This window comes from Streptomyces sp. NPDC045998 (assembly GCF_056430285.1).
In genome coordinates this window covers 359,818-383,078 of sequence record NZ_JBWKLJ010000002.1, presented here as the reverse complement: position 1 = coordinate 383,078, position 23,261 = coordinate 359,818, and the positions used below count along the sequence as shown (strand labels likewise).

The 23,261-nt window shown below is 71.8% G+C and carries 19 protein-coding genes, 1 tRNA gene and 2 pseudogenes; 15 read left to right on the top strand and 7 right to left on the bottom strand.

Going from position 1 to position 23,261, the window contains the following annotated elements; all coding sequences use genetic code 11:
* Positions 1-4 precede the first annotated feature (4 nt).
* Positions 5-1,564, bottom strand: coding sequence for an ABC transporter substrate-binding protein (locus tag AC07FJ_RS06695; RefSeq protein ID WP_479046008.1), 1,560 nt, complete (start codon positions 1,562-1,564; stop codon positions 5-7).
* A 123-nt stretch (positions 1,565-1,687) separates the two neighbouring features.
* On the opposite strand from AC07FJ_RS06695, the gene AC07FJ_RS06690 reads away from it, so the two are divergent.
* From AC07FJ_RS06690 to AC07FJ_RS06680, 3 genes are all read left to right on the top strand, one after another.
* Complete coding sequence (locus AC07FJ_RS06690; RefSeq protein ID WP_479046006.1) at positions 1,688-2,218, top strand: hypothetical protein; 531 nt, start codon at positions 1,688-1,690, stop codon at positions 2,216-2,218.
* A gap of 80 nt (positions 2,219-2,298) precedes the next feature.
* Entirely contained in the window at positions 2,299-3,135 is an 837-nt protein-coding gene (locus AC07FJ_RS06685) for a DUF4097 family beta strand repeat-containing protein (RefSeq protein WP_479046004.1), read from the top strand.
* A gap of 119 nt (positions 3,136-3,254) precedes the next feature.
* On the top strand, positions 3,255-4,490 hold the full coding sequence (locus AC07FJ_RS06680; protein WP_479046922.1) for a cytochrome P450: 1,236 nt from the start codon (positions 3,255-3,257) through the stop codon (positions 4,488-4,490).
* 115 nt (positions 4,491-4,605) lie between these two features.
* Here the strand turns inward: AC07FJ_RS06680 and AC07FJ_RS06675 are convergent, their stop codons facing one another.
* Positions 4,606-5,355 (bottom strand): esterase/lipase family protein, encoded by a 750-nt coding sequence (locus tag AC07FJ_RS06675; protein WP_479046002.1) that lies wholly within the window; start codon positions 5,353-5,355, stop codon positions 4,606-4,608.
* Between the two features lie 235 nt (positions 5,356-5,590).
* Between AC07FJ_RS06675 and AC07FJ_RS06670 the strand changes: the two genes are divergently transcribed.
* The 3 genes from AC07FJ_RS06670 (at position 5,591) to AC07FJ_RS06660 (ending at position 10,269) form a co-directional block, all read left to right on the top strand.
* On the top strand, positions 5,591-6,541 hold the full coding sequence (locus AC07FJ_RS06670) for a 3-hydroxyacyl-CoA dehydrogenase family protein (protein ID WP_479046000.1): 951 nt from the start codon (positions 5,591-5,593) through the stop codon (positions 6,539-6,541).
* Positions 6,542-6,611: 70 nt separating this feature from the next.
* Positions 6,612-8,492 (top strand): helix-turn-helix domain-containing protein, encoded by a 1,881-nt coding sequence (locus AC07FJ_RS06665; RefSeq protein WP_479045997.1) that lies wholly within the window; start codon positions 6,612-6,614, stop codon positions 8,490-8,492.
* Positions 8,493-8,616: 124 nt separating this feature from the next.
* Positions 8,617-10,269, top strand: a complete 1,653-nt coding sequence (locus AC07FJ_RS06660) for a tannase/feruloyl esterase family alpha/beta hydrolase (RefSeq protein WP_479045995.1) — start codon at positions 8,617-8,619, stop codon at positions 10,267-10,269.
* A gap of 51 nt (positions 10,270-10,320) precedes the next feature.
* Here AC07FJ_RS06660 and AC07FJ_RS06655 read toward each other — a convergent pair whose 3' ends face one another.
* A complete protein-coding gene (locus AC07FJ_RS06655) occupies positions 10,321-11,226 on the bottom strand; it encodes a YihY/virulence factor BrkB family protein (RefSeq protein WP_479045993.1) in 906 nt (301 codons plus the stop codon).
* Positions 11,227-11,348: 122 nt separating this feature from the next.
* On the bottom strand, positions 11,349-12,920 hold the full coding sequence (locus AC07FJ_RS06650) for a serine/threonine-protein kinase (RefSeq protein WP_479045992.1): 1,572 nt from the start codon (positions 12,918-12,920) through the stop codon (positions 11,349-11,351).
* A 192-nt stretch (positions 12,921-13,112) separates the two neighbouring features.
* On the opposite strand from AC07FJ_RS06650, the gene AC07FJ_RS06645 reads away from it, so the two are divergent.
* The 3 genes from AC07FJ_RS06645 (at position 13,113) to AC07FJ_RS06635 (ending at position 14,219) form a co-directional block, all read left to right on the top strand.
* Positions 13,113-13,499 (top strand): thiol-disulfide oxidoreductase DCC family protein, encoded by a 387-nt coding sequence (locus tag AC07FJ_RS06645; RefSeq protein WP_479045989.1) that lies wholly within the window; start codon positions 13,113-13,115, stop codon positions 13,497-13,499.
* Positions 13,500-13,578: 79 nt separating this feature from the next.
* Entirely contained in the window at positions 13,579-14,046 is a 468-nt protein-coding gene (locus AC07FJ_RS06640) for a DUF6003 family protein (protein ID WP_479045986.1), read from the top strand.
* Positions 14,047-14,060: 14 nt separating this feature from the next.
* Entirely contained in the window at positions 14,061-14,219 is a 159-nt protein-coding gene (locus tag AC07FJ_RS06635) for a hypothetical protein (RefSeq protein ID WP_479045984.1), read from the top strand.
* A gap of 376 nt (positions 14,220-14,595) precedes the next feature.
* Here AC07FJ_RS06635 and AC07FJ_RS06630 read toward each other — a convergent pair.
* A tRNA-Pro gene (locus tag AC07FJ_RS06630) sits at positions 14,596-14,669 on the bottom strand.
* Positions 14,670-15,316: 647 nt separating this feature from the next.
* On the opposite strand from AC07FJ_RS06630, the gene AC07FJ_RS06625 reads away from it, so the two are divergent.
* The 3 genes from AC07FJ_RS06625 to AC07FJ_RS06615 all read left to right on the top strand — a co-directional run bounded on the left by AC07FJ_RS06625 (position 15,317) and on the right by AC07FJ_RS06615 (position 18,495).
* On the top strand, positions 15,317-16,513 hold the full coding sequence (locus AC07FJ_RS06625; protein ID WP_479045981.1) for an acyl-CoA dehydrogenase family protein: 1,197 nt from the start codon (positions 15,317-15,319) through the stop codon (positions 16,511-16,513).
* 71 nt (positions 16,514-16,584) lie between these two features.
* Positions 16,585-17,682, top strand: coding sequence for an NAD(P)-dependent oxidoreductase (locus AC07FJ_RS06620; RefSeq protein WP_479045979.1), 1,098 nt, complete (start codon positions 16,585-16,587; stop codon positions 17,680-17,682).
* A gap of 432 nt (positions 17,683-18,114) precedes the next feature.
* Positions 18,115-18,495, top strand: a complete 381-nt coding sequence (locus AC07FJ_RS06615) for a DUF6221 family protein (RefSeq protein ID WP_479045976.1) — start codon at positions 18,115-18,117, stop codon at positions 18,493-18,495.
* A gap of 234 nt (positions 18,496-18,729) precedes the next feature.
* On the opposite strand, the gene AC07FJ_RS06610 is transcribed toward AC07FJ_RS06615, so the two are convergent.
* Positions 18,730-19,179, bottom strand: coding sequence for a hypothetical protein (locus AC07FJ_RS06610; protein ID WP_479045974.1), 450 nt, complete (start codon positions 19,177-19,179; stop codon positions 18,730-18,732).
* 95 nt (positions 19,180-19,274) lie between these two features.
* On the opposite strand from AC07FJ_RS06610, the gene AC07FJ_RS06605 reads away from it, so the two are divergent.
* Positions 19,275-19,730 carry a hypothetical protein gene (locus tag AC07FJ_RS06605; RefSeq protein ID WP_479045972.1) on the top strand — a complete coding sequence of 152 codons (456 nt, stop codon included), beginning with the start codon at positions 19,275-19,277 and terminating at the stop codon, positions 19,728-19,730.
* A gap of 31 nt (positions 19,731-19,761) precedes the next feature.
* Here the strand turns inward: AC07FJ_RS06605 and AC07FJ_RS06600 are convergent.
* Positions 19,762-19,981, bottom strand: a pseudogene (locus AC07FJ_RS06600) (ATP-binding protein); the annotation flags it as partial.
* Positions 19,982-21,540: 1,559 nt separating this feature from the next.
* Here AC07FJ_RS06600 and AC07FJ_RS06595 point away from each other — a divergent pair.
* Positions 21,541-22,367, top strand: a pseudogene (locus tag AC07FJ_RS06595) (IS5 family transposase).
* 241 nt (positions 22,368-22,608) lie between these two features.
* Positions 22,609-22,788 (top strand): hypothetical protein, encoded by a 180-nt coding sequence (locus AC07FJ_RS06590; protein ID WP_479045969.1) that lies wholly within the window; start codon positions 22,609-22,611, stop codon positions 22,786-22,788.
* The last annotated feature ends 473 nt before the right edge of the window (positions 22,789-23,261 follow it).

The following is a 23,261-nucleotide window of genomic DNA, read 5'->3' as shown; positions in this document are numbered from 1 at the left end:
CCCCTCACTTGACGTGCGTGGCGGCGGTGACCAGCAGGCGCTCGCGCGGGTCCTTCGCCGAGTCCACGACGTGCGGGGCGTCGCCCTGGACGACCCGCTCGTGGAGCATCGGGATCGCCGCGTCGGTGTTCAGGATCGCGGTCTCGGCGGCCAGGATGGCGGTGCGGCGCGCGGCGCCGGCGGGTGCCTTCGCCGCCTTCTCCAGCGCCTTGTCGACGCTCGGGTCGGCGAGCTGGGAGAGGTTGAAGGAGCCGTCGCTGGCGAAGTCGCTGTAGAGGTACGCGGCGGGGTCGCCGGAGTCGAGGACGGTGGCCCGGGACAGGACGAAGGCGTCGAACTTCCCGGCGAGGGCGTCGGATTCGATGGCGGCGTACTCGCGTATCTCCAGCTTCACCGTGAAACCGGCCTTCTGGAGCTGCTGCTGGAGCGCGGCGGCCACCTCGGGGAGCTCGGCGCGGTCGGTGAAGGTGCCGAGGGTGATGGTCCTGCCCGCCGGGTTCGCCGGCGTGGCGGGGCGGGTGCGGCCGGCGCGCTCCTTCGCCCAGGGGATGGCGGGGCCGAGCAGGCCCTCGGCGGCGTCCGCGCGGCCCTCGTACACGCCGTCGACCAGAGACCCGGCGTCGATCGCCGTACGGGCTGCGGCACGCAGCGCGGGGTCGGTGAAGGCACCCCGGCGGGTGTTGAGGTACAGCGTGTTGGTGCGCGGCATGGGCACCTCGGTGATCTGGTTCTCGTCGAGCAGGGCCGCCTGCGAGACCGGCACGGATTCGACGATGTCGGCCTCGCCGCTGCGCAGCGCGGCGGCGCGCGCCGTGCCGTCCGGTACGAACCGCACGTCGATGCCCGCCGCCTTGGGCCTGCCGCCCCAGTAGGCGTCGTTGCGCTCCAGGGTGGCGGAGCTGGTGCCGTTCACGCGCTTCAGGACGAACGCGCCGGTGCCGGCGCCGACCGGGTCGACCGTCCTGCCCCGGTACGCCGTGGCCGCGAGGATCGACAGCTGCGGTGAGGAGAGCCGCTGCGGGAGCAGCGGGTCCGCCACGGCGGTGGTGACCGTGACGGTGTCGCCCTCGGCGGTGACGGTCAGGTCGACGCCGTCGAGGATGCGCGGCTTCGGCGCGGCCTGGGAGGCCTTGGTGAGCGAGCGCACCACGTCCTCGGCGGTGAGGGGGCTGCCGTCGTGGAAGGTCACACCGGGGCGGACGGTGAAGGACCAGGCCCGGTCGCCCGCCCGCCGCCACGCGGCGGCGAGGGCGGGGCGCGGGTCGCCGTTGGCGTCGAGGGTCACCAGGGTCTCGGCGGTGCTCCACCGCGACAGCTTGAAGGCGTCGTCGCTGAGCGGCGAGAGCCCGGAGCGCGGCGGTTGCATCATCACCACGCGGAGGCGCTTGTCCCCGTCCGTGGGGCCGCCGGGTGCGGCGCCGGGTGCGAAGCAGCCGGTCAGGAGCAGGGCGGAACCGACCGCCACGGAGAGGAGGGGCAGGGGCTTACGGGTGTGCACGGGGGCTTTTCCCTCTCCGTCGGACCGGGTGACGTACAGAACCGGACCGTAGCAGATGATAATCATATTCAACTACTCAAGGGTTCGCCGAGCGGAATGCGCCACCGTGGCGCCGCTTTGGCGCCACACTCCTCCGTGTGGCGCCAAAATCGCTTCCCATGGCGCCATAGTGGTGCCACTATGGTTCCCATGGACCTGACCCCCTACGTCGACCACCTCCGCCGTGAGCTCGCGGTCGCCGCGAACGCCGGCGGGGACGAGGCCCGCGCCCTGGCCGAGCGGCTCACCGCGCCCCTGGAGTCGGCCGCCCGGCTGACGCTGCTCAACGCGCTCTCCGCCGCCTCGGACGAGATCACGCGGGAGCTGGCACCGGGCTCGGTCGACGTCCGCTTGCGGGGGCTGGATCCCGAGTTCGTGGTGACCGCACCGCCCACCGCCGGGCCCCACGGCGAAGAAGCACCTGCCATGGCGCCACCGGTGGCACCAGTGGCGCCCTCCCCGGCGGACACCGAGGAAGGGGCGGGCACGGCCCGGATCAACTTCCGGCTCCCGGCGCCGCTGAAGGCACGGGTCGAGGAGGCGGCCGGCCGGGAGGGCCTGTCCGTCAACGCCTGGCTCGTACGGGCCGTGGCCCTCGCCCTCGAACCGGGCGGCGGGCCGGACCGGCCGGCCGCCCGTGCGCCGCGTCACGGCCAGAGCTACCGGGGCTGGGTCCGCTAGCCGGAGTCCCCCGCTTCGCACGTCACTCCTCCCGCGCCACCTGCGCACACACCTTCCAGAGTCAAGAGGACGGACCAGCCATGCCTTCTTACGACACCGCCGGGCCCATCACGGCGGTCCTCGAGTTCGAAGTCGGCGAGGTGCGGCTCACCGCGGGCAAGCGCGGGGACACGGTCGTCGAGGTGCTGCCGAGCAACGGCGCCGACGACGCCGACGTACGGGCCGCGCAGCAGACGAAGGTCGCGTACGCCGACGGCACCCTCACCCTGAAGGGGCCCAAGAAGCGCTCCCTGTTCGGCAGGAGCGGCTCGATCGACGTCATCATCGAGCTCCCCGCCGGCTCGCACCTCCGCGCCACCTCCCCCATGGGCGACTACACCGGTGAGGGACCGCTCGGCGAGTGCCGCATCAAGACCTCGCTCGGCGACATCCGGCTCGACGAGGCGTCCACCGTGAACCTGCGGACCGAGCACGGCCACATCCGCGTCGACCGGGTGGTGGGCGATGCCGACGTCCGCGGGGCCGGCCGGGTCGACTTCGGCGAGATCGTGGGTGCGGCGACCATCAGGAACGGCAACGGCGAGACCGAGATCGAAGAGATCACCGGCGAGTTGAAGGTCAATTCCTCCAACGGCCGCATCACGGTGGGCACCGCGCACGCCTCGGTCGAGGCCAAGTCGGCCAACGGCACGATCAGCGTGCGGCAGGTGGCGCGCGGCGTGATCGACCTGCACACCGCCGTCGGCGACGTGGAGGTCGGCATCCGCGAGTCCACGGCGGCCTGGCTGGACGTCGGCTGCAAGCTCGGCACGGTCCGCAACGAGCTCGGCGCCGCCGAAGGGCCCGACGCCGCCGAGGAGACCGTCGAGATCCATGCCCGCACCGGCATCGGCGACATCGTCATCCGCCGCGCCTGACCTCCCGCAAGAGCAACCCCTCAGCGCGGTGCGCCTCCGGGTCGTACCGCCGAGCGGTGCGTACCACTCCACTCCACGCACCGTCACACCGTCACACCGTCACCGTCATGGAGGACACCATGCAGCACGAACCGTCGGCCCGCCCCGTCGCCACGGACGCCGCCGAGCCCGTCACCTTAGCCACGCAGCGCGCCACCGGCTGCCCGTTCGACCCGCCCGCCGGTCTCGCGAAGGTGCGCGAGGAACGGCCCCTGGCCCGGATGACCTACCCCGACGGACACGTCGGCTGGCTCGCCACCGGGTACTCCACGGTCCGCGCGATCATGGGCGACCCACGCTTCAGCTCGCGGTACGAGCTGCTGCACTACCCCTTCCCCGGTGGTCCGGAGGGCCCTCTGCAGCCTGCCCCGGTCGGCGACATGACGGGCATGGACGCCCCCGAGCACACCCGCTTCCGACGGCTGCTGACGGGCAAGTTCACCGTCCGCCGGATGCGCCTGCTCACCGAACGGGTGGAGGAGATCACCGCCGAGCAGCTGGACGCGATGGAGCGCCGGGGGCCGGGCCTCGACCTGGTCGAGATGTACGCCCAGCCCATCCCGGCGCTGATGATCTGCGAGCTCCTCGGTGTGCCCTACGCCGACCGGGAGCGCTTCCAGCGGCACGCCCACACGCTCATGACCCAGGACGTGACGCCCGAGGAACGGTACGCCGCGTTCGTCGGACTCCAGGAGTACATGGCCGAGTTGGTGGCCGCCAAGCGCGCCGCGCCCGCCGACGACCTGCTCGGCGACCTGGCGAAGGACTCCGACCTCACCGACGAGGAGCTGGTCGGCATCGGGGGCTTCCTCCTCGCCGCCGGGCTCGACACCACCGCCAACATGATCGCGCACGGCACGTTCGCCCTGCTCACCAACCCGGCCCAGGCCGAAGCCCTGCGCGGCGACCCCGATCTCGCCCCGAAGGCCGTCGAAGAGCTGATGCGCTACCTGACGGTCGCCCACACCACCATGAAGTCCGCGCTGGAGGACGTCGAGCTGGACGGCGTCACGATAGCGGCCGGCGAGAGCATCACCCTCTCCCTCCAGGCCGCCAACCGCGACCCGGAGCGGTTCCCCGACCCCGACGTCCTCGACCTGCGCCGCGCGGCCACGGGGCACCTGGGCTTCGGACACGGCATCCACCAGTGCCTGGGCCAGCAACTGGCCCGCGTCGAACTGACGGTGGCCCTGCCCTCGCTGCTGAGGCGGTTCCCCACCCTGCGGCTCGACGTGCCGGCCGAGGAAGTACCGCTGCGCACCGACATGAACATCTACGGCGTACACCGGCTGCCGGTCACCTGGGACGCGTCCTGACCGGACCCCGAGCGGCGGCCCGGTACGCCGTGCCATGCCGGCGCGCACGCCACCGCGGCCCGGTCGGGATCGCGGTGGCGTGCGTGGGTGACGGTGACGGTGACGGTGGCAAGCGTCAGGTTGTTTCGTGCGCGGTGATGAAGGAGCGCATCTTCGCCAGGGCCGTGCTGTTGGTGATGATCGTGAAGTGGCTGGGTGCCATCGGGCCGCTCATCAGGTAGTTCTCGTCGGCGCCGGCGAGCATGGCGGTGTTGGTCGGTACGGCGTTGTAGTCGGCGGTCGACCGGATCGTGAGGTAGTCGACCTTGTCGCTGAAGGGGACCTCCGTCGGCGAGTTGAGCGCCTTCAGGAACGGTGTGTTGGGGGACGCGAACTGCTGGCAGGAGACGTACCACTGGCAGCCGTTGTTGGTGGTGCCGTGCTGCGGTCCGGCGAAGCCGATGTACTGGGAGACCTTGTCGGCGCCGCCGAGGTTCTTGATGTAGTACCGGGCCGCCAGGGTGGAGGCCGACCAGGTGGCCAGGACGACCCTGGAGGCGCCGGTCTGGCTGCGGACCTGGTCGACCTTGACCGAGAGCTCCTGGGCGGCCTTGGCCAGGTCCTGCGTCATCCGGCTGCTGTCGGTCCAGGTGAACAGCCTTCCGGCCGGCCAGCCGTGGGCCTGGAGGTTCGACTTCATGGTGTCCATGCTGGACGGCTGGCCGGTCATCCCGGGGATCATGATCACCGGGTCGTGCCCGGCGGCCACGGCGGCCTCGGTACGCGGGGCCGCCGTGGACGTCTGGGACGCCAGCCCCAGCAGACCGGTGGTCAGTACGGCCGCGAGCGCGGCGGTCAGCGTCCGCCGGACGGGGTGGAACGACATGGGTGCCTCCTTGCCCGTCGTACGGTGCGCCGGGAGCGGACTGCGGCTCGCCGCCCGGCGGTCGTCGACGGGGATGTGGGGTGTGGATGGGGAGCACCGTAGAACCGCGTCACTCGGCGGCTTGATGGGAGCGGTGCACATCGTTCCGCCGCGTATGTGTCCATCGTGACCATTACGGAGCCGAAGGCGCGCTGCGAGCGTGCTGCGCACATATCCGGCTTCGGGAGGATGGGAAATGATCCGGTTCGGCATCGTCGGCGGTGGCCTGATGGGGCACGGGATCGCCGTCGCTCTGGCCCGCGCGGGCTTCGGTGTGGCCGTCCACGACGCGGATCCCGCGACGCTGGCCGGTCTGGGTGAGCGGGTCGGGCAGGCGCTCCGGCGCTGCGGCACGGCGGTGGAAGAGCGTGCGACGGTGGCGGAGCGGATCACCGCGGCCGCGACGCTCACGGAGCTCGCGCGGAGCTCGGACATCGTGGTGGAAGCCGTCCCCGAGCGTCTGGAGGTGAAGCACCAGGTGCTGGCCGCGCTGGAGGAGCGGGTCGGCGACGTGACGCCGATATGGTCCAACACCTCGGTCCTGCCGCTCACGGAGGTGGCCAAGGGGCTGCGGCACCCGCGGCGGCTCGTCGGAGTGCACTGGTGGAACCCGCCGTACGTCATCCCGCTGGTCGAGGTCGCGCCGGGTGCGGAGACGGACCACCGGTTCGTGGAGGAGGCGTGCGAGGTGCTGAACGGGCTGGGCAAGACGACGGTACGCCTCCAGCGGGACGTCCCCGGATTCGTCGGGAACCGGCTGCAGTTCGCGCTCGTGCGCGAGGCGTTGCACCTCCTGGAACAGGGCGTGTGCGACGCGGTGACCATCGACACCGTCATGCGGTCGAGCCTCGCCCTGCGCTGGCCTGCCGTGGGCCCCATGGAGAACGCCGACTTCATCGGGCTGGAGCTGACCCGGTCCATCCTCGGGAGCCTCAGCCCCCACCTGTCGGCACGGACGGGCGACTTCCCCGTCCTCGACGAGCTCCTCCGCGCCGGCCACGGGGGCCGCGCCTCGGGAGCGGGGCTGCTGCCCTGGCCGGAGGGGCGGGGCGAGGACGTCGCACGGCGCCTGGAGGCCGGAATCCGCCACAACCTCGCTGCCTCGCAGCACGGTCCGGCAGGGGTCCGACGGGCGGCGGAGCGGTGATAATCCCCAGCGGGTCCGGCACACCCCGCTGCGGCCCGGGGGCGTGACGGGCGTGTCCGACGGAGGAGCCATGGCACGGACGCACGGCGGCGTGTTCCTGGAACTGCTGCTGGGGGAAGCCGACATCAGCGCGTTCGACCACGTGCTGGCGGCGGCCCGGGCCGCCGGGGAACCGGCCGGCCGGCTCGCGGAGCTGGAGGAGGAGCGCGCGCTCGCGCTGCGGCTGCGCGAGCGGCAGCTGCGGCACCGCCGCAACGAGGCGGAGCTCCAGCTCCTCAACGACACCGCCAACGACCTGGCCTCGCTGCGCGACCTCGACTCCATCCTCCAGGCCATCTCCGATCGCGCACGGCGCCTGCTGGAATGCGACCTCGCCTACATCAGCCTCAGCGACCGCGGCAGGGGGGACAGCTACATCAAGGCGGCGGCGGGCAACATCTCCGGCCGGCTGCGCGAGCTCCGGCTGCCGGTCGGCAGCGGAGTCGGCGGCATCGTCGCGCGGACCGGCGAGCCGTACGCCGTCACCTCGTACCTCTCCGACGACTCCTTCGCCCATACCGCCGAGATCGACCGTACGGTCGCGGCCGAGCGGATCGAGTCGCTGCTGGGCGTGCCGGTGAAGCTCAACCAGGAGGTGATCGGGGTGCTGCTCGCCGCGCACCGGAGCCGCCGGGGGTTCGGCAGCCGCGACATCAGCGTGCTGATGATGCTCGGTTCGCACGCGGCGGTGGCCATCGAGAACGCCCGTCTGCTGAGCGCCGCCCAGGCGGCCGTCGACGAGCTGCGGATCGCCAACGACACGATCAGCGCCCACATGGCCGACCTGGAGCGCACCGCCGACGTCCACGAACGCCTGACGCGCCTGGTCATCCAGGGCAAGGGGGTGGACGAGGTGGCGCAGGCGACCGCGACCTCGCTGTCCGGGACGGTCGTCGTCCTCGACGAGGACGGCGACATCGCGGCCCGGTCCCGCGGCCCGGCGTCGATACCGGTGGACGAGCTGCGGGCCATCGGCGCGGACGCCTGGCAGGCCGGAGGCACGGTGGTCCGGGGCGCCCGGTGCGCCGTCCCCCTGATCACCGAGTCCGAGCCCCTGGGCACCATCGTCCTCGCCGGGACGGCGACGGAGATCGGCACGATCGACCGCCGCATCCTGGAGCGGGCCGCGCTGGTCGCCTCGCTCGTGCTCGTCACCCGCAGACGCATGGCCGAGGCGGAGGCACGGGTGCGCGGCGAGCTGCTGGCCGACCTGCTGGCGGCGCACCCCAAGGACCACGACCTCCTCCGGCACCGCGCGGCCCTGATCGACGTCGACCTCGACGCCTGCCGGATCGTGGTGGTGGCCCGGCTGGACGACGAACCGCGGGAGCGGGTCTACGCCTCCACCGCGGCCTTCGCCCGGCGCCGCCGCGGACTGGCGACGCTCCGGCGCGACACCGTGATCCTGCTGCTGCCCGGCGACGACCCCCTGGAGGTGGCGCGCGCCGCAGCCCGCGAGCTGACGCGGACGTGCCGACGCCCCGTCACCGCCGGCACCGCTCGCGCCGGGGACACCGCCGGCCTCCCCGCGGCCTACCGGGAGGCGGACGAGTGCCTGCGGGCGCTGCTCGCCCTGGGCAGGACCGGGGAGATCGCGGACACCCGCGGTCTCGGCTTCGTCGGCGCCCTGTTCAGCGGCCGGCCGGCCGTCGCCTCCTTCATCGACTCCGTCATCGGCCCGGTGATCGCATACGACCGCGGCCACCGCTCGGAGCTGGTGCGCACGCTCGACGCGTACTGCCGCAGCGGCCAACACGCCAGGAACACCGCAGGCATGCTGCACGTCCACGTCAACACCGTCGCGCAACGCCTCGCCCGCGTCAGCCGGCTCCTCGGTGACGGCTGGCGGGAGCCGGAGAGGCTGCTGGAGATCCAGGTCGCCCTCCGGCTGCTGAGAGTCAGCAAGTCCTAGGTCGTGTCCTGTTCCACACCGCGCGAGCGGCAGGAGTGTGTGCCGAGGCCATGGTGCCCAGGGGGACGGGCTCCATAGCCTGTGCGCCCGCTTCCCCCCCTCGGCGCACGCAGGGAGACCGACCATGAAGAAGATCATCGCCGCTTCGGGCCTCGCGCTCACCCTGGTCAGCGGCGCCAGCCCGCCTGCCGCGTCCACCCCGGGCGCCCCCGCCGCGTGCGGTGACCTGCTCGGCCTGCGGATTCCCGCCTCCGCGATCGGCCTGCCCACCACGGGCGGCGAGGTGACCGCCGCGCGACCGGTCCCGGCGGCCGGCGGCGGCACGGCCGCGACCGGTGCCTACTGCCGGGTGGACGCCGCCATCCACCCCGTGGACCCGCAGGCGCCCGACATCACCCTGCGGGTGGCCCTGCCAGAGCACTGGAACGGGAAAGCGATGATGTTCGGCGGCGGGGGCTACGACGGGACCATCCCCGACGTCACGGGCAACGTGCCGTTCGGCCCCACCGACCAGCCCCGGCCGCTGAGCCGCGGCTACGCCGTCTTCGCCGGCGACTCGGGGCATCAGGCCGCACCCGGCTTCAAGCCGACGCCCTCGCTCGACGGGTCCTTCGGCCTCAACGACGAAGCGGTACGCAACTTCGCGGGCGACGCCCTGAAGAAGACCAGCGACACGGCACGCTTCATCCTGCGCGCGCACTACCGGCGCGGCGCTCCGGCGCACAGCTTCTTCGCCGGGGGATCGAGCGGCGGCCGGGAGGCGCTCGCCGTGGCCCAGCGCTGGCCCACGGACTTCGACGGCGTCATCGCCGCCTACCCCGCCTGGAACGCAGCGAGCCTCGACCTCTTCTTCGGCTACACGGCGCAGGTCTTCTCCCGCCCCGGGGCCTTCCTCGACCCGGCCGAGCAGCGCCTGCTCCACCGCGGTGTCCTCGCGGCCTGCGACGGCGACGACGGCCTGCGCGACGGCGTCGTCTCCCATGAACGCGGCTGCCACTTCAACCCGCGCACACTGCGCTGCCCGCACGGCCGGGACACATCGGACACCTGCCTGTCCGACGCCCAGATCCGCGGCGTACGGGACCTGTCCGCGCCACTGCGCTGGCCGTACCGTCTCGCCAGTGGGGAGAAGGGCTATCCCGGTTTCCCCTTCCTCTCGGGTGCCGACATGTCCACGCCCCTGCTGGGCATGGGCACCGAGCCCCCGGGCCACCCGATGCCCAAGACCAGCGGCTACAGCGTGCAGTTCTGGGACCAGTGGGTGCGCTACTTCGTCACCCGCGATCCCGCGTACGACTCCCTGAGCCTGGACCCGCGCCGCCCCGGCGCCTGGCAGCGGCGCATCAGCGAGCTGTCGGCGCTGCAGGACGTCAACAACCCCGACCTGCGCCGGTTCGCCGAGGCCGGCGGCAAGCTGCTGATGGTGCACGGCACGGCCGACGAACTCGTCAGCCACCGCTCCACGGTCGACTACTTCCAGCGCGTACGGAAGCACATGGGCGAGCGCGCCACCGACGCCTTCGCCCGGCTCTACCTCGTCCCCGGCGCCAACCACGTCAACGTCGACGCGTCCTTCGCGGCGAGCTGGGACTCACTGACCGCCCTGGAGACGTGGGTGGAGAAGGACACCGCTCCCCTGCGGCCGGTCGTCAGTGACGCCAACCCCGCGGCGAACGGCCGGACCCGGCCGCTGTGCGCCCACCCGTCCTGGCCGCGGTACACCGGCACCGGCAGCCCCGACTCCGCCGACGGCTTCACCTGCTCCGCCACGCCGTGACACCGTGACGCGTCGACGGTGGGTGCCGACGAGGCCGGCGGCGCGACGGCCTCAGGTCGGCGAGGAGCAGGGGTCGGGCCGCTCCGGTCGCCCGTCCCGCGCCAGTTCGGCGTTGAACTGCGCGCCCGCCAGCAGCACGACATGGGAGACCCACAGCCACACCAGGAACGCCACCACACCCGCCAGGGAGCCGTAGAGACGGTTGTACGTCGCGATGTGCGACGCGTAGAAGGCGAAGCCCGCCGACGCCAGCAGCCAGAGCAGCACCGCCAGTGTTCCGCCGGGCAGCGTCTGCCGCACACCGCGGGTCTCCGGCGGCCCGGACCGGAAGAGGAGCAGGACCAGGGCGACGGCCACCGTGAACAGCAGCGGCCATTTCAAGCCCGCCCAGACGAGGGCGGCCTGATGGTCCGTGCCCGTGCCCCGGCCGATGGCCCGGGCGACCCGCTCGGCGGCCGTGAGCGTCAGCACCCCGCTGACCAGCAGGGCGAGCACGGTCAACGCCCTGAGCAGGATGGCGGGGAACGTCCGCCACGCCGGGCGGCAGTCGGGAACGCCGTACATCGCGTGCAGTGCCCGCCGGAAGACGGCCAGGTAGCTGGAGGCGGACCACAGCGCGGCCCCGGCGGTGACCACGAGCAGCAGCCAGCGGACCGACGAGCCCTCCTGCGGGCTGCTCAGGGCCTGGGCGAGGACCGGACGGGCCGCCTTCGGCACGAAGGCGGCCAGTTGCGCGACGACCTCCTCCGGGGAGTCCGTGCCGAGCAGCGCGATGGAGAAGATCATCACCAGCAGGGCCGGGAAGACGGCCAGCACCGCGTAGTACGTCAGCGCCGCCGCCCAGTCGGTGAGGTCGTCCTCCCAGACGGCGACCGGTGTACGGACCAAGGCCCTGGCGTACGCCCCGTGCTCGCTCCCACCGGGCGCCGAGCCGCTCGCGGGTACACCGATCGTCATGACACCACCGCTCCGTTCAGGACCTGCCGCCGCCCGGCCGCCGCCGCGCCCCGAGCGGGGGCGGCGGGTTGCCTGTCTGGTGCCCCGTCAGGGCGGCGTAAACGCCGGGGAGCCCTTGGGTGTCACCGCGCGTGCCGGCCCTTCGCCGGCTTCGGCTTTCCCTGCCGTGCCTCGTCCTTCTCGGGAGCCGGGCCGGCTGCTCCGGGACCGGTCGCACGATCGCGCTGCCGCTCCCAGCTGCCGGAAGCCGACGGCGTACCGCTGTCGCCCGCCGTCTCCTCGGCGCCGGTGACCCGTCGGCTCACGGTGTACGACGGGGACCGCGGCGCGGACGCGGAGACGGCGGCGGTTCCGGCGGACGGGGTGGGCGAGGGGGTCGCGGACACCGGCGCGGACGGAGTGGAGACGGAGGGGGAGGTCGCGGACGGGGAGGTCGCGGACGGAGAAGAGGCGGACGCGCTCGACCGGTTCGCGCCCGGCGAGGCCGGCTCGGTCGTGGCGGGCTCGGTCGTGGCGGGCTCGGTCGTGGCGGGGCGGGGCGGACCGGACGCGGCGTTCTCCGCCTCGGCGGACGGCCCGCCCACCGAACCGGCCAGCCCGACGCCGAAGACGGTCATGGCCGCGCCGGCGGTCAGCAGGATCCGGCCGGCCCGGCGAGAGGCGAGCCGACCGGAGGCGGATCGCGCGGGCACCGGCCCGCCGTGTGCGGAGACGGCGGCCTCGACGTCGGCGGTCCGGAGCGCGGCGCCCGCCCCGTGCGACCGCAGCGTGTCCGGGTTCCGCTCGTCGGCGTCGTCCTCGCCGCTCACGGGCGGAGCCCCGAGCACAGAGGGTCCCGTCCGCGCGTCGGCCGCTTCCGCGGGGCCTTCCGATGCCAGGGCGGCCAGGGCGCGCCCGCAGGCCCGGGCGTCCGGCCGGCGGCTCTCCTCCGCGTCGGTCATGGCCGCCAGCAGTTCGACGAGCTCCGCCGGTATGTCCTGCGGAATGACCGGGGGCCGGTGCAGGCGGGCGATCGCGGCCTCCAGCGGCGCCCCGTCGTACTCCAGTTCACCCTTGATGGACTCGATGAGCACCAGTCCCAGACTGTAGATGTCCGCCGCCGGCCCGGCGCCCCGGCCCAGCACCTGCTCCGGGGCCATGTAGGCGGCGGTCCCCACCAGGGCGCCCGGGACGGTCTGGGCCGTGGTGCCGAGCAGCCGCGAGATGCCGAAGTCCGTCAGGTGGGGGAGGCCCGCCTCGTCCAGCAGGATGTTCGCGGGCTTGACGTCGCGGTGGACGACTCCGGCCCGGTGCACATGGGCCAGGGCGGAGGCCAGCGCGGCTCCGATCCGGCACGCCTCGGCGGGCGCCAGCGGAGCCGCGGTGATCCGCCGGCGCAGCGTCGTACCCCTGACCAACTCCATCACCAGGTAGGGCGTTCCGTCGTCCCGGCCGCAGTCGTACACGGTGATCAGGCCGGGGTGCTGCAACTGGGCCAGCAGCCGGCCCTCGCTGTCGAACCGCTCCTCCGTGTCGGCGGCACCGTCCGGGCGGAAGACCTTCACCGCGACCGGCCGCCGCAGGCGCAGGTCCACGCCCTCGTACACGTCGGCCGCGCCGCCGCGGCCCAGCAGGTCGTCGAGCCGGTAACGACCGGCCACCACGTGGGCGGTGAGCCGGAGGTCCGGCCGGTTCGGCCACGAGCGGACTTTCATCACTGCGCTCCCTGCGTCCTGTTGTCACCTGCCGTCGTCCGCCCGCCCACGCGTGTGCTGCCGATGGCGTGCCCGGCAGCGTGGTTGCGAGCACCATGTGCCCGTGTGCCCCCTCAACCGCCGGACATCCCCCCGCATCCGCACCCGGCCTCGCGGACGGAGGGTTCGCCTCCGTTTCGGCATGATGGAGTCATGCGAACCCGACCGGTGCTCGTCTTCGACGGTGACTGCGGCTTCTGCACGTCCTGCGTGTCGTTCGTCGAACGCCGCCTCCGCCCCGGCTGCGAGACCGTCCCCTGGCAGTTCGCGGATCTCGCCGCGCTGGGCGTGACGCCGGAGCGCGCCGCACACGAAGTGCTCTGGGTGACCCCCACGGGCCTGGTGTACGGCGGTGCCCGGGCGGTGGCGAAGCTCCTGCTGTACACGGGCCGGGGCTGGGCGCCGCTGGGCGCGCTGCTCACGCTGCCCCCGGCGCGGTGGGTCGCCCACGGCGTCTACCGGCTGGTGGCGGACAACCGGCACCGGATGCCGGGCGGGACGGCGGCGTGCGCGGCACCGGCGCCACGTGGGCGAAGGTGACGTGAGCCGGGCGATGGCTCCCGCCGGAGGGGGTAGGTGAGGACACCACACGACCATCGCGTCTGCGAAGGAGACGAGCATGACCGACGACGCCTACCTGTTCCTCGTGGACGACCCGGCGACCCCGCTGGGCGCATCCGTCGCCGCTGTCGGAGAGCTGGCGTGCTTGGAGACCCCCGCCGTACGGGCCTGGCTCGACGCGCACGAGGTGACCGCCGCCTCCGCGGGGGTCCGGCTGCTGCCGCCGGAGGAGACGGGCGCCATCCCCGACGGGGCGGAGAAGCTGCCCGTTCCATTGAGCGACGAGGAGCTGAACCGGCTGCGCCACGCGCTGGCGCCGGGCGCCCTCGCCCGCGTGGAGAAGGAACTGCTGGCCTACCGCGACTGCGCGGGCGAGCGGGACGCCCTGCTGGCGCGGGCCACGGCCGCCGGGGTTCCGCCGCACCGCATCGTCGAACTCACCGGCGAGGATCCCCGGACCGTGGCATCGGCGGCCGGGGCGCAGGGGCAGGGCCGTCCGTCGGATGCCGGTCCGCGGCAGCGGTGACGGGAAGGGGGAACATGACGCCCGAGGAGACGCGTACCAGGCTTCGACTGCTGGAGGACCGGCTCGGCGAGCGCACCCCGGCGCCGATCGAGGGCCAGACCCGCATCCCCCTCCCCCGGCCCACCACGGCGGACGGCGTGGAGGAGGGACCGGAGCGCCGCGACACGGCCTGACGGCCGGGCTCAGCCCGCGGTGACCTCGGCCTTCGCGAACAGCGCGTAGACGGGGGTGACCGTACGACGGCCACCGGTGGGTGGACGTCCCGGCGGGCGATCCCGTCCGCGCCGAGCACGCCGGCCGTGGAGATACGCCTGCGCGGGGAGGCGTACCTCCACGGCCGGCACCTCGGAGACCGGGCTCCGCTCCGGCAGGACGACCGCCCGCTCATCGCGCTCCGCGGGACTGGATGGGGACCGTGCGGCGCCAGACCACCGACCACGCCTCAGCCCGCTCCGCGCCCCGCGCTCCCTTCCGAGCCTGGCCCCCAAACGATCGAGGGGCCGTTTCAGATCTCTCTGAAACGGCCCCTCGACCTGCGACTCTCACAAGTCGGGACGACAGGATTTGAACCTGCGACCCCTTGACCCCCAGTCAAGTGCGCTACCAAGCTGCGCCACGTCCCGATGCCCGTCTGACCTGGGGTTTCCCCCGGCCCGGCGTGCATGAGAACAATACCGCACTCCGAGCGGTGATCACGAACCACTTTCCCGATCGATCACACGTTCGAAATGAGTACCACCCCGCGCGTGCGCCACCCTCACGCGCCCCCGCGCATCCCGCGGGCGACCCCGTCACGCGACGTGCGCCCCTGTGCGCCCCCACACGCCGGAGGTGCACACGCCCGTCCCCCGGGCCATCGCGACCACCACCGCGCAACGAAGCGCAGATCCCGCTCACCCGCGGTAGGGATTCGGTCGGCACCCGCGCCGTATCGATCCGCCCTCGCCGTACGCCTGAGGCCCCTGTGAATGCAGAGGTCGGAATCCACCCCTCCGGGCGAGACGCCCGCGAAAGCTTTGCCCTTGGCATGTGGCAGAAAGAAGCGCAGGGGGAATGGACCCCGGATAGGACCGGACAGGCCAGTACCACGGGAACCACAGTCCTCGTGAAACGTCAACCGCCCGTGTTCTGGACAAAGTTGAGCATCGCACTGAAGGGTCGGAGACGATCAACACCATGAGGTGGTCGGCCTGTTCGGGACGGGACCACTACCGATGCACCACCTGTTCTCACAACCCCGCGAGCAGGCGTTTCGCAGAGGAGGGCTCGCATGGACGGGTATGTCGCCAGTCGACTCCATCACCAACTACGGGAGGAAGTCAGGCACTTCGCGGAGACCCACGTCCGGCCACTCATACCCGCCATGGAGGCGGCCCGGACGGTGCACCACGAGCTGTCCCGGCTCATCGCCCGGCAGGGCTGGCTGGGCGCGACGATCGGCAGGGACTACGGCGGGATGGGGGTCGGCCACCTCGGGAAGACGATCATCATCGAGGAGCTGTCCCGGGTCAGCGGTGCCATGGGCGCCATGGTGCAGGCCTCGCAGCTGGGCGCCGCCAAGATCGTGCACTTCGGCAGTGACGAGCAGAAGAAGACCTGGCTGCCCGCGATCGCGGCGGGTGACTGCCTGCCGACGATCGCGGTCACCGAGCCCGAGTCCGGCGGCCATGTCCTGGGCATGAACGCCACCGCCGTACGGGACGGCGACGACTACCTCCTCAACGGCCGGAAGGTGTTCGTCGGCAACAGCCACGTCGGGGACCTGCACGGTGTCGTCGTCCGCACCGGACCCGGTTCCAAGGGGCTCACGGCCTTCCTCGTCGAGCCCTGGCGTCCGGGCTTCCGCGTCGGCGACCAGAAGCCGACCATGGGCCTGCACGGCTTCAGCTTCGGTGAGCTGTTCTTCGACGACTGCCGCGTCCCGGCGGCGAACCGGCTCGGCGACGAGGGGGACGGGCTCGCCGTCGCCTACTCCTCCAGCGTGCTGTACGGACGGGCCAACCTGACCGCCGTCTCGCTCGGCATCCACCGGGCGATCCTGGAGGAGACGACCCGCTTCTGCGAGGAGCGCCACCGCTACGGCGCCCCGCTGCACGAACTGCCGACCGTCAAGCTCAAGCTGGGCCGGATCCAGTCCCGGCTGATGACCGCGCGGCTGGCCGCCTACCACGCGGTGCACCTGCTCGACCAGGGGCTGCCCTGTGACGCGGAGCTGATGAACGCCAAGCTCGTCAACGTCGAGTCGGCGCTGGACTCCGCGCGCGACGCCATGGAGATCCACGCCGCGGCCGGGCTCTTCACCGACCGCCCCATCGAGCGCTACCTGCGCGACGCGCACCACATCTTCGCCCCGGCCGGCACCTCCGACGTCCAGCTCCTGCGCCTCGCCGAGGTGGCGCTGGGCGCGTCGAAAGGCCAGTGGTCGGAGCGGCTCGCCGATGTCGTACGCATGGAACCCGCCCTGTAGCGGTGCCGCCGGAACGCGTACGGTCCTCGAGGGGCTCGGGAGCCGCCCCTCGAGGCAGCCGGGAGGAGCGAGTGAGCGCGACGCACGGCCATCCCGCACCCGGCCGGGTCCTCGTCGTGGACCCGGCCTTGGGCGAACAGGCCCTGACGGAGCTCACCGCCCTCAGCGCCCTGGGCCTGGTGCCGACGGTCAACCTTCGGCGCGTGACAGACCCTGCGCTGCGCGCCCGGATCGAGGCCGACTGGGACACCGTGGACTTCGACGGCTTCTCCGAGGAGGAACTGGCCCGTCGGCTGGAGGACGAAGGACGCGGCTACCAGGCGCTCAAGTGCCGCGCGGGCATTCCGCTCACCCGGAACGTGCTGGAGCGCGCGACCTCGGGAGGCCTGCGGCGCCGCCTGGTCCTCGTGGGGCGGGCCGCTGCCGGATCCGACACCTTCGACCACGCGGCGGCGCAGCGCCTGGGAGTCGCGATCCGGACGACCCCGGGCGCCAACGCAGCCGCCGTGGCGGAACTGACCGTCTCGCTCATGCTGGACGCGCTGCGCGGGATCGCCCGACGCGACCGGGGCCTGCGCGGGGGTTCGTGGAGCGCCGCGGTCGAAGGCCTGCCCGCGCGCGGTCTCGACGGCGCACGGGTGGGGCTGGTGGGCTCCGGGGCCGTCGCGCGGCGCACCGCCGAGCTCGTGCGCGCGTTCGGTGCCGAGGTATGGGTGTACGGATCGCCGCGGTTCACCCCGGAACGGGCAGCCGACTGGCCAGGCCGCAGGGTGCAAACCCTGGCCGACGTGCTCGCCGGATGCGACGTGGTATCGGTGCACGTGCCGGCGTCCGCCGAGACCGACGGCCTCATCGGGGCGGAGGAGCTGCGGCTGATGCGGCCGGGCTCGGTCCTGATCAACACGGCGCGTGCGAGCGTCGTACGCGAGGAGGCCCTCGATCGCGCGCTGCGAGACCCCGCCTCCGGGCCCTCGCGAGCCGCGGTCGACGTCTTCGAGTCCGAGGGAGCGCGCTTCTCCTCCGTGCTCGCCGACAATCCGTACTGCATCCTGTCCCCGCACGTCGCGGGCATGACCCGGTCCGCGATGCGGACCGCGTCGCACCGCCTCATCGAGGAGTTCGCGCGCTTCGTGAAGCAGACCGGACTCGTGGCGCGCGCTTCCCACTGACGCGAGGCTGGACAACTCGCCCTCCGCTGGGCCACGCCGATGAACCGAACGGGCAGCGACCTCCATCCCCGGCCTGACCGTGCTCTCGCGCTGGACCCGCCCCTCCTAGGCGGCGAGGCCCGGCCAGCGCGCGTCAGTTCGCTGTCCGGACGGCTCTGGCGACGCGGTGGTCGACGAAGCTCCCGCTGCCCAGGGTGAGCAGGTACAGCCGCCTGTAGGTGACGATCGCCTGCTCAGGTGTCATGCCGACGGCGAGGGAGTCGGCGAGCTGGAGTTCCGCCCTTAAGAACGGGCCTTGGGCGGGATGGCTCGGACGCCGTGATCACACCAGCCACAGTGAAATCATTCCAGTTGTCGGACCACCAGCCGAGTCCTGCCAACAGCATGGAAAATTAAGGCGACCGGGCCTCATGCACTGTCCAGGATGACCCCATGAGTCAAGACCTTGTGACGTTCCTTCACGCACGGCTGGACGAGGAGGCCGACCTGGCCCGCCGCTGCGATGGCGACGGCTGCGGGGAGTGGACCGCTCACGGGCACACGGTCGACTTCTGCCAGGGGGAACTCTCCGGCTTCCACCCCACGATCGCCCTGCACGTCGCGCTCCACGACCCGGCTCGCGTCCTGCGGGAGGTCGAAGCCAAACGACGCGTGCTCGCCCGCCATGTGCGCAGCCCGGCCACCGGCGACCCCGAACTACCGTGGGACAACCGCGATGACTGCCAGTACGACGGCGACACCTGGCCATGCGACGACCTGCTCGACCTCGCCTCCCCCTACGCCGCTCACCCCGACTACCCGCGACGGCCCTGAGACGGAGATCGTTTGCGGGACAGTCCTTGGGCGGCGGCCGTTCTCCTTCGCCGCCTCCGGGGCCGCGATCACGGCCTGATGCGGGAGGTCGGCACCGCTCAGCTCGGTACGCACGCGATCTGCGCGCCGGTGGGGTCGCTGGCCAGCAGGCACGCGGCGAGCTCGGGCAACCGGTCCGTCCACGGCGCGACCCCTGCCCCTCGGTCTCGGCGACGGTCTGCTCGCCCAGCTGCTCTAGCCGCATCGCCGGCAGGTGCTACGCGGTGCGCTCCCGGGCGGTGTCGGTGGATTTCGCCGCGTCGGCGACGGCGTCCGCGCTGTTCGGGTTCTGCTGGAACGAGTGGCGGCTCTGCTCGGTCTCGTACACCCGACGGGCGTCTGCTCTGCCTGCTCGCTGCGGCCGAGCACCGCCAGCGCGCCCCGCTGGTGCCCTGCGGCCGCGCCTTGGGCGGCCATGAACGTGTTGTAGGCGGCCGCGTCCTCGGCGCGCTCCGGGCTGGTCGCCCCCACGTCGGCCGGGTCGGCGATCCTCGAGAACTCCTGCCACTCGGCGCCGATGTCGCGCTCGATGGTCCGGCGGATCTCGGCGGTGACGGCGGCGACGTCGTCCAGGGCGGTCAGGTCGACGGACCAGGTGGCCTTGACCAGCCCGGCCTCCACGATCAGGGCTTTGGCTTCTGGCATCGGTTCTTGATCGAGATGTCCAGCAATGCTGATGCAAAGTGACAGCACCCAGAGCCCGGCTCGGGCGTGTCAGCACCGATGGGCATAATTCGGCTGTGGAGTTGAGACCGGAGTTGTTGCCCCCGCCAGTCAGTCGGCAGCGGCTGGATGAGCTGTGCGCCGAGGTGGAGCGGATCGCTGACCTGCTGGAAGCCCGCCCGGTGGCGGCGAGCAAGGCGATCGCGGCCTTCAACGCGATGACTGGGCACGATTACGGGACTCTCGACTTCGCCGAGTACTACGCCGGCAGGAGTCTGGAGGACTTCGCGCGGGAAGCGGCCCGGCCGGCTCGCCCCGTGGTCGCGGACATCACCCGGGACGAGCTCGTGGAGATCGTTCGCAGAGTTCTGACAGCCACCCCGGAGAGCGACTACTATCTGCGGCTCCTCAAGGCGAACGTGTCGCATCCCCGGGTGAGTGACCTGATCTTCCACCCCCCGGGCCCTCTTGAGGATGCGTCTGCGGAGCAGATCGTCGACGAGGCTCTGAAGTACCGACCGATCGCGCTCTGAACTGCGAGGGAAGTCAGCCCGCAGTGGCCTGCTATGCGGCGCGGGCGCAGGTGGTGGCGAGGCGGAAGAAGTCGGTACCGGTTGCGATGATGCCGCCGAAGGTGAAGGCGGTCGACGATGGCCACGCAGAGGCGGGGGTCGGTGAAGGTCTTGGTCCAGCCGGAGACCGATCCGTTCGAGGCGATGGCCACGCTGTTCTTTTCCTCCAGCTCGGTCAGAACCTGGAAAAGGAGTTCGGCGCCGTGACGGTCGCATCTCGCGAGCCGAGTACCAACCTGTCCGACCGCCTCCTGGGTGCCAGGTGCCCGTGTGGACGCTCTGGGGACGGAAACGGTTCGGGCTCGACCGTGACGGGCAGCATCGCTGTCAGATTCCGCCGTCGGCCAGCTCTGTACTGGTCGCCCGCCCTGGGCCGGGACACGATCACCACGAGACTCGATGACGGCGAACGCCAAACGACTACCAGTGATGACCGGCTAACCGCTGGCGCGTGCCAATGCGGTGACAGCTTGACCGCTTGTTCAAGGGCATGCCAGGCGCCCCGGCCAAGGGACCGTCAGGCTGTCCCGTCGCGCACAGCGCCGGGAAGGACGTGCAGCTCATAAGGCGTGTAGCACTCGGACATCTTCGTACCGATCACTGCCCCACAGGGGCACTTCCGGTTCGGCCCCTTGTCGCCGGGCAGGCCGCAGCATCCGACCTCGCCGGTGGGAAGCAGCGAGAGGCCAGGCATGTCTCCAGGGTGGAGGAGCAGCGTGTTGCGTGGCCCGGCAGAGATCACGGTGAGGCCGTCGACATCCGACATCGAGGGGCCACCCGGATAAGCCGGCGGACACTCTTCTTGGTCCTCATGGGGGACGAAGGGGGCACCTGTGGGATCAGGGTCTACCGCGTACCAGCCGCGCGGCACCGTGGCCGGAGCACGACGCACACCGTCCACCGGAAGGCCGTCGTCGGCGAGTATGCGGACACGCACGCCGGGAACGATCACCCCCGACACGGGGAACGATCTTCAGACGGTTTCGTCTCCACACGCCAGACCCACTCGTGAACGCCCCTCTGTAAGCGATCACCCCCTGTCGAGAACACGATGCGGTGGCCTGATGATGTGCGCGACCCCGCCGCGCTGGCTCCGCCGCAGGTCAAGCGGGTCAGGGATACTTCTCACTCGTCCCGGTAGTCATCACCTGTGCCCAGCCCACCCCAGCCCGTTTACCGACACCGTGGGCACCATGCGTTTTCGCCAACTCACCCCTCCCCTGCTCGCCGCCGTCCTTGCCCTGGCCGGATGCACCGCCGTCCCGGATGACGCCCAGCGGGCCACGAGCCCAAGCCTGTCCCCTGCGGGCGACCACCCGGCCCCGCCCTCCCCCAAAGCACCACAACCAGCCCGTCCCGCCCCGTACCACGAGGAACTGGCCACAACCGGCCCCCGACCCGCACCACGGGACAACAAGCCCCAGGGCCAGGGCATCCCGCAGGCACCGCACCGCGCCGCCACCAAGCCCCGCCCAGTCCAAGAACCGCCGCGGACCGACGAACCGCGCCGCATCCCACCCCGACGCCCAGCGCAGCAGCGGGCCCAACTCCCCTCCCCAGCCGCCCCTAAAACCCGGTCCAAGCCCACTGTCCCCACCGCACCCCAGCCCCAGCCCCGGTCCCGCCACACCATCACCATGCGCGACCTGTGCCACGCATCCCACAACGCCCCCGTAGACCCCGCCATCACCCGCCTGTGCCACAAGACCTACGGCTAGGGTATGTCCGGCGGATCATGTGACTGGCGGATTGATGGCTCGTTGTTCCCTCCATGGGGCGGGGTGATCTGCCGAATGCCACATGGGTGCGGTTGCAGCCGCACTTACCGATGTCTGGACAGCGTGGCGGCCAGTGGAACGATCACCGCAAGGTGATCAACGGGATCCTGTTCCGGGTGCGCACGGGCATACCGCGGCGGGATCTTCCCGAGCGTTTCCGCAGCTGGAAGGCCGTCTATGAGCGGCATCGGCCCTGGTCGGCGGACGGCACGTGGGACCGGATCCTGTATGCCATCCAGGCCGACGCCGACGTTGCGGGCCGGGATCGACTGGAGCATGGTCAGCGTCGACTCGACGTCCTGCCGTGCCCATCAAGCACGCGGCTGGGGCCCGCAAGAAGAAGCCGCGCGTCCCGAAAAAAGATCGAGGCCCCGGCACCACCGCCCTGACGAAGGACTCGGACGGTCCTGGGGCGCCCTGACCAGCAAAACTCACCTCGCAGGTGAAGGCGGGTGCCAGCCCTTGGCGTTTCTCGTCACGCCCGGCCAGTGGGGGGACGCACCGCAGACGATCGAGGTCCTCGAACGCATCCGCGTTCCCCGCCCGCAGGACGGGCGGCCGCGCACCCGGCCTGACCGTCTCGGCGGCGACAAGGCATACAGCTCACGTCGCAACCGCCTCCACCTGCGAAGACGACAAATCAAACACCATCACCGAGCCAAAGGACCAGCGGGCCAACCGCAAACGGCGCGGCAGCAACGGTGGCCGACCCACCGGCTTCGACAGTGAGATCTACAAGCGCCGCAACGAGGTCGACCGGACGACCAATCCCCTCAAAAACTCCCGTGCCGTCGCCACCCGGTACGACAAGAGAGCCTAGGTCTTCCACGGCACCATCACCGTTGCCGCGGTCCGGCTTCGGCTCTGCCCGTGAGGTACGCCCAACACCTGGCCGTAACCGGAATTCCTTCGCCATCAGGAGCGCCACCTCATACAGTCCCGAAGGCATGACAGCCCTTTCATCCTGCACCTTCGTGCGCCATGTCGACGGGCTCCGCTACCACTTCGAACGCGACGGTGAGCGCCACGGCCGACCCGCCTACCGTCGAACGGATGGAAATGTGTGGTGCGTCTGGTCGCCGGCCGACGGCTGGCACTGCGAGATCGCTGACGGCCTCCTCACCGCCCATCCCCTCACCAGCCACGCTGACGAACCCGAGCCCCCGGCCACCGTCTGGCGCAGCTTCAAGGACGACCGCTCCTACCTCTACGACCTCCAGCCCCACGGCTCCGGAGCGTGATCCGCCGGACACGGCCTACCCGCTCGAGGGACCCGCGCGGCCGAGTCAGCCGCCAGATGATCTGTACCACGGGGTCTGCGTACGGGGTCGGCAACCCCGGGACAAACTCGGCAACTTGCGCAGTCACGGCTCGGTGCCAGCGGGGGGGAGCCGCAACCGCCAGTCTCCTAGCTTTGTCTTCCTCCTCATGACGGCCACCCGATGACCGCGACCGACCTCGGAGGAACGGGAACTGCGGCTATGCATCGCCAGAGCGTTGCGCCGGTATTAGGCGACCGCCTGGTGGGCGATGGAGAGCGCCGTACGCGAGCACCAAGGCGGTGCCCACGGGGTCGGTCACCATCCAATCGTTGACCGCACCTCGGCAGTCACGGCGGCGATATCGCCCGCGTCGGCCCCCAAGGCGGCTGGGAGCAACCCGGCGTCTACAGCGCCCGCGAGGGTGTCTGTTCAGGTCAGAGCGTTACGAGTTA

Coding starts and splice junctions, on each gene's coding strand:
- AC07FJ_RS06615 (WP_479045976.1), top strand. CDS start 18,115: ATGAGTCAAGACCTTGTGACGTTCCTTCACGCACGGCTGGACGAGGAG.
- AC07FJ_RS06675 (WP_479046002.1), bottom strand. CDS start 5,355: ATGTCGTTCCACCCCGTCCGGCGGACGCTGACCGCCGCGCTCGCGGCC.
- AC07FJ_RS06650 (WP_479045992.1), bottom strand. CDS start 12,920: ATGAAAGTCCGCTCGTGGCCGAACCGGCCGGACCTCCGGCTCACCGCC.
- AC07FJ_RS06660 (WP_479045995.1), top strand. CDS start 8,617: ATGAAGAAGATCATCGCCGCTTCGGGCCTCGCGCTCACCCTGGTCAGC.
- AC07FJ_RS06640 (WP_479045986.1), top strand. CDS start 13,579: ATGACCGACGACGCCTACCTGTTCCTCGTGGACGACCCGGCGACCCCG.
- AC07FJ_RS06680 (WP_479046922.1), top strand. CDS start 3,255: ATGCAGCACGAACCGTCGGCCCGCCCCGTCGCCACGGACGCCGCCGAG.
- AC07FJ_RS06695 (WP_479046008.1), bottom strand. CDS start 1,564: ATGATTATCATCTGCTACGGTCCGGTTCTGTACGTCACCCGGTCCGAC.
- AC07FJ_RS06690 (WP_479046006.1), top strand. CDS start 1,688: ATGGACCTGACCCCCTACGTCGACCACCTCCGCCGTGAGCTCGCGGTC.
- AC07FJ_RS06670 (WP_479046000.1), top strand. CDS start 5,591: ATGATCCGGTTCGGCATCGTCGGCGGTGGCCTGATGGGGCACGGGATC.
- AC07FJ_RS06610 (WP_479045974.1), bottom strand. CDS start 19,179: ATGCCAGAAGCCAAAGCCCTGATCGTGGAGGCCGGGCTGGTCAAGGCC.
- AC07FJ_RS06685 (WP_479046004.1), top strand. CDS start 2,299: ATGCCTTCTTACGACACCGCCGGGCCCATCACGGCGGTCCTCGAGTTC.
- AC07FJ_RS06625 (WP_479045981.1), top strand. CDS start 15,317: ATGGACGGGTATGTCGCCAGTCGACTCCATCACCAACTACGGGAGGAA.
- AC07FJ_RS06665 (WP_479045997.1), top strand. CDS start 6,612: ATGGCACGGACGCACGGCGGCGTGTTCCTGGAACTGCTGCTGGGGGAA.
- AC07FJ_RS06645 (WP_479045989.1), top strand. CDS start 13,113: ATGCGAACCCGACCGGTGCTCGTCTTCGACGGTGACTGCGGCTTCTGC.
- AC07FJ_RS06635 (WP_479045984.1), top strand. CDS start 14,061: ATGACGCCCGAGGAGACGCGTACCAGGCTTCGACTGCTGGAGGACCGG.
- AC07FJ_RS06655 (WP_479045993.1), bottom strand. CDS start 11,226: ATGACGATCGGTGTACCCGCGAGCGGCTCGGCGCCCGGTGGGAGCGAG.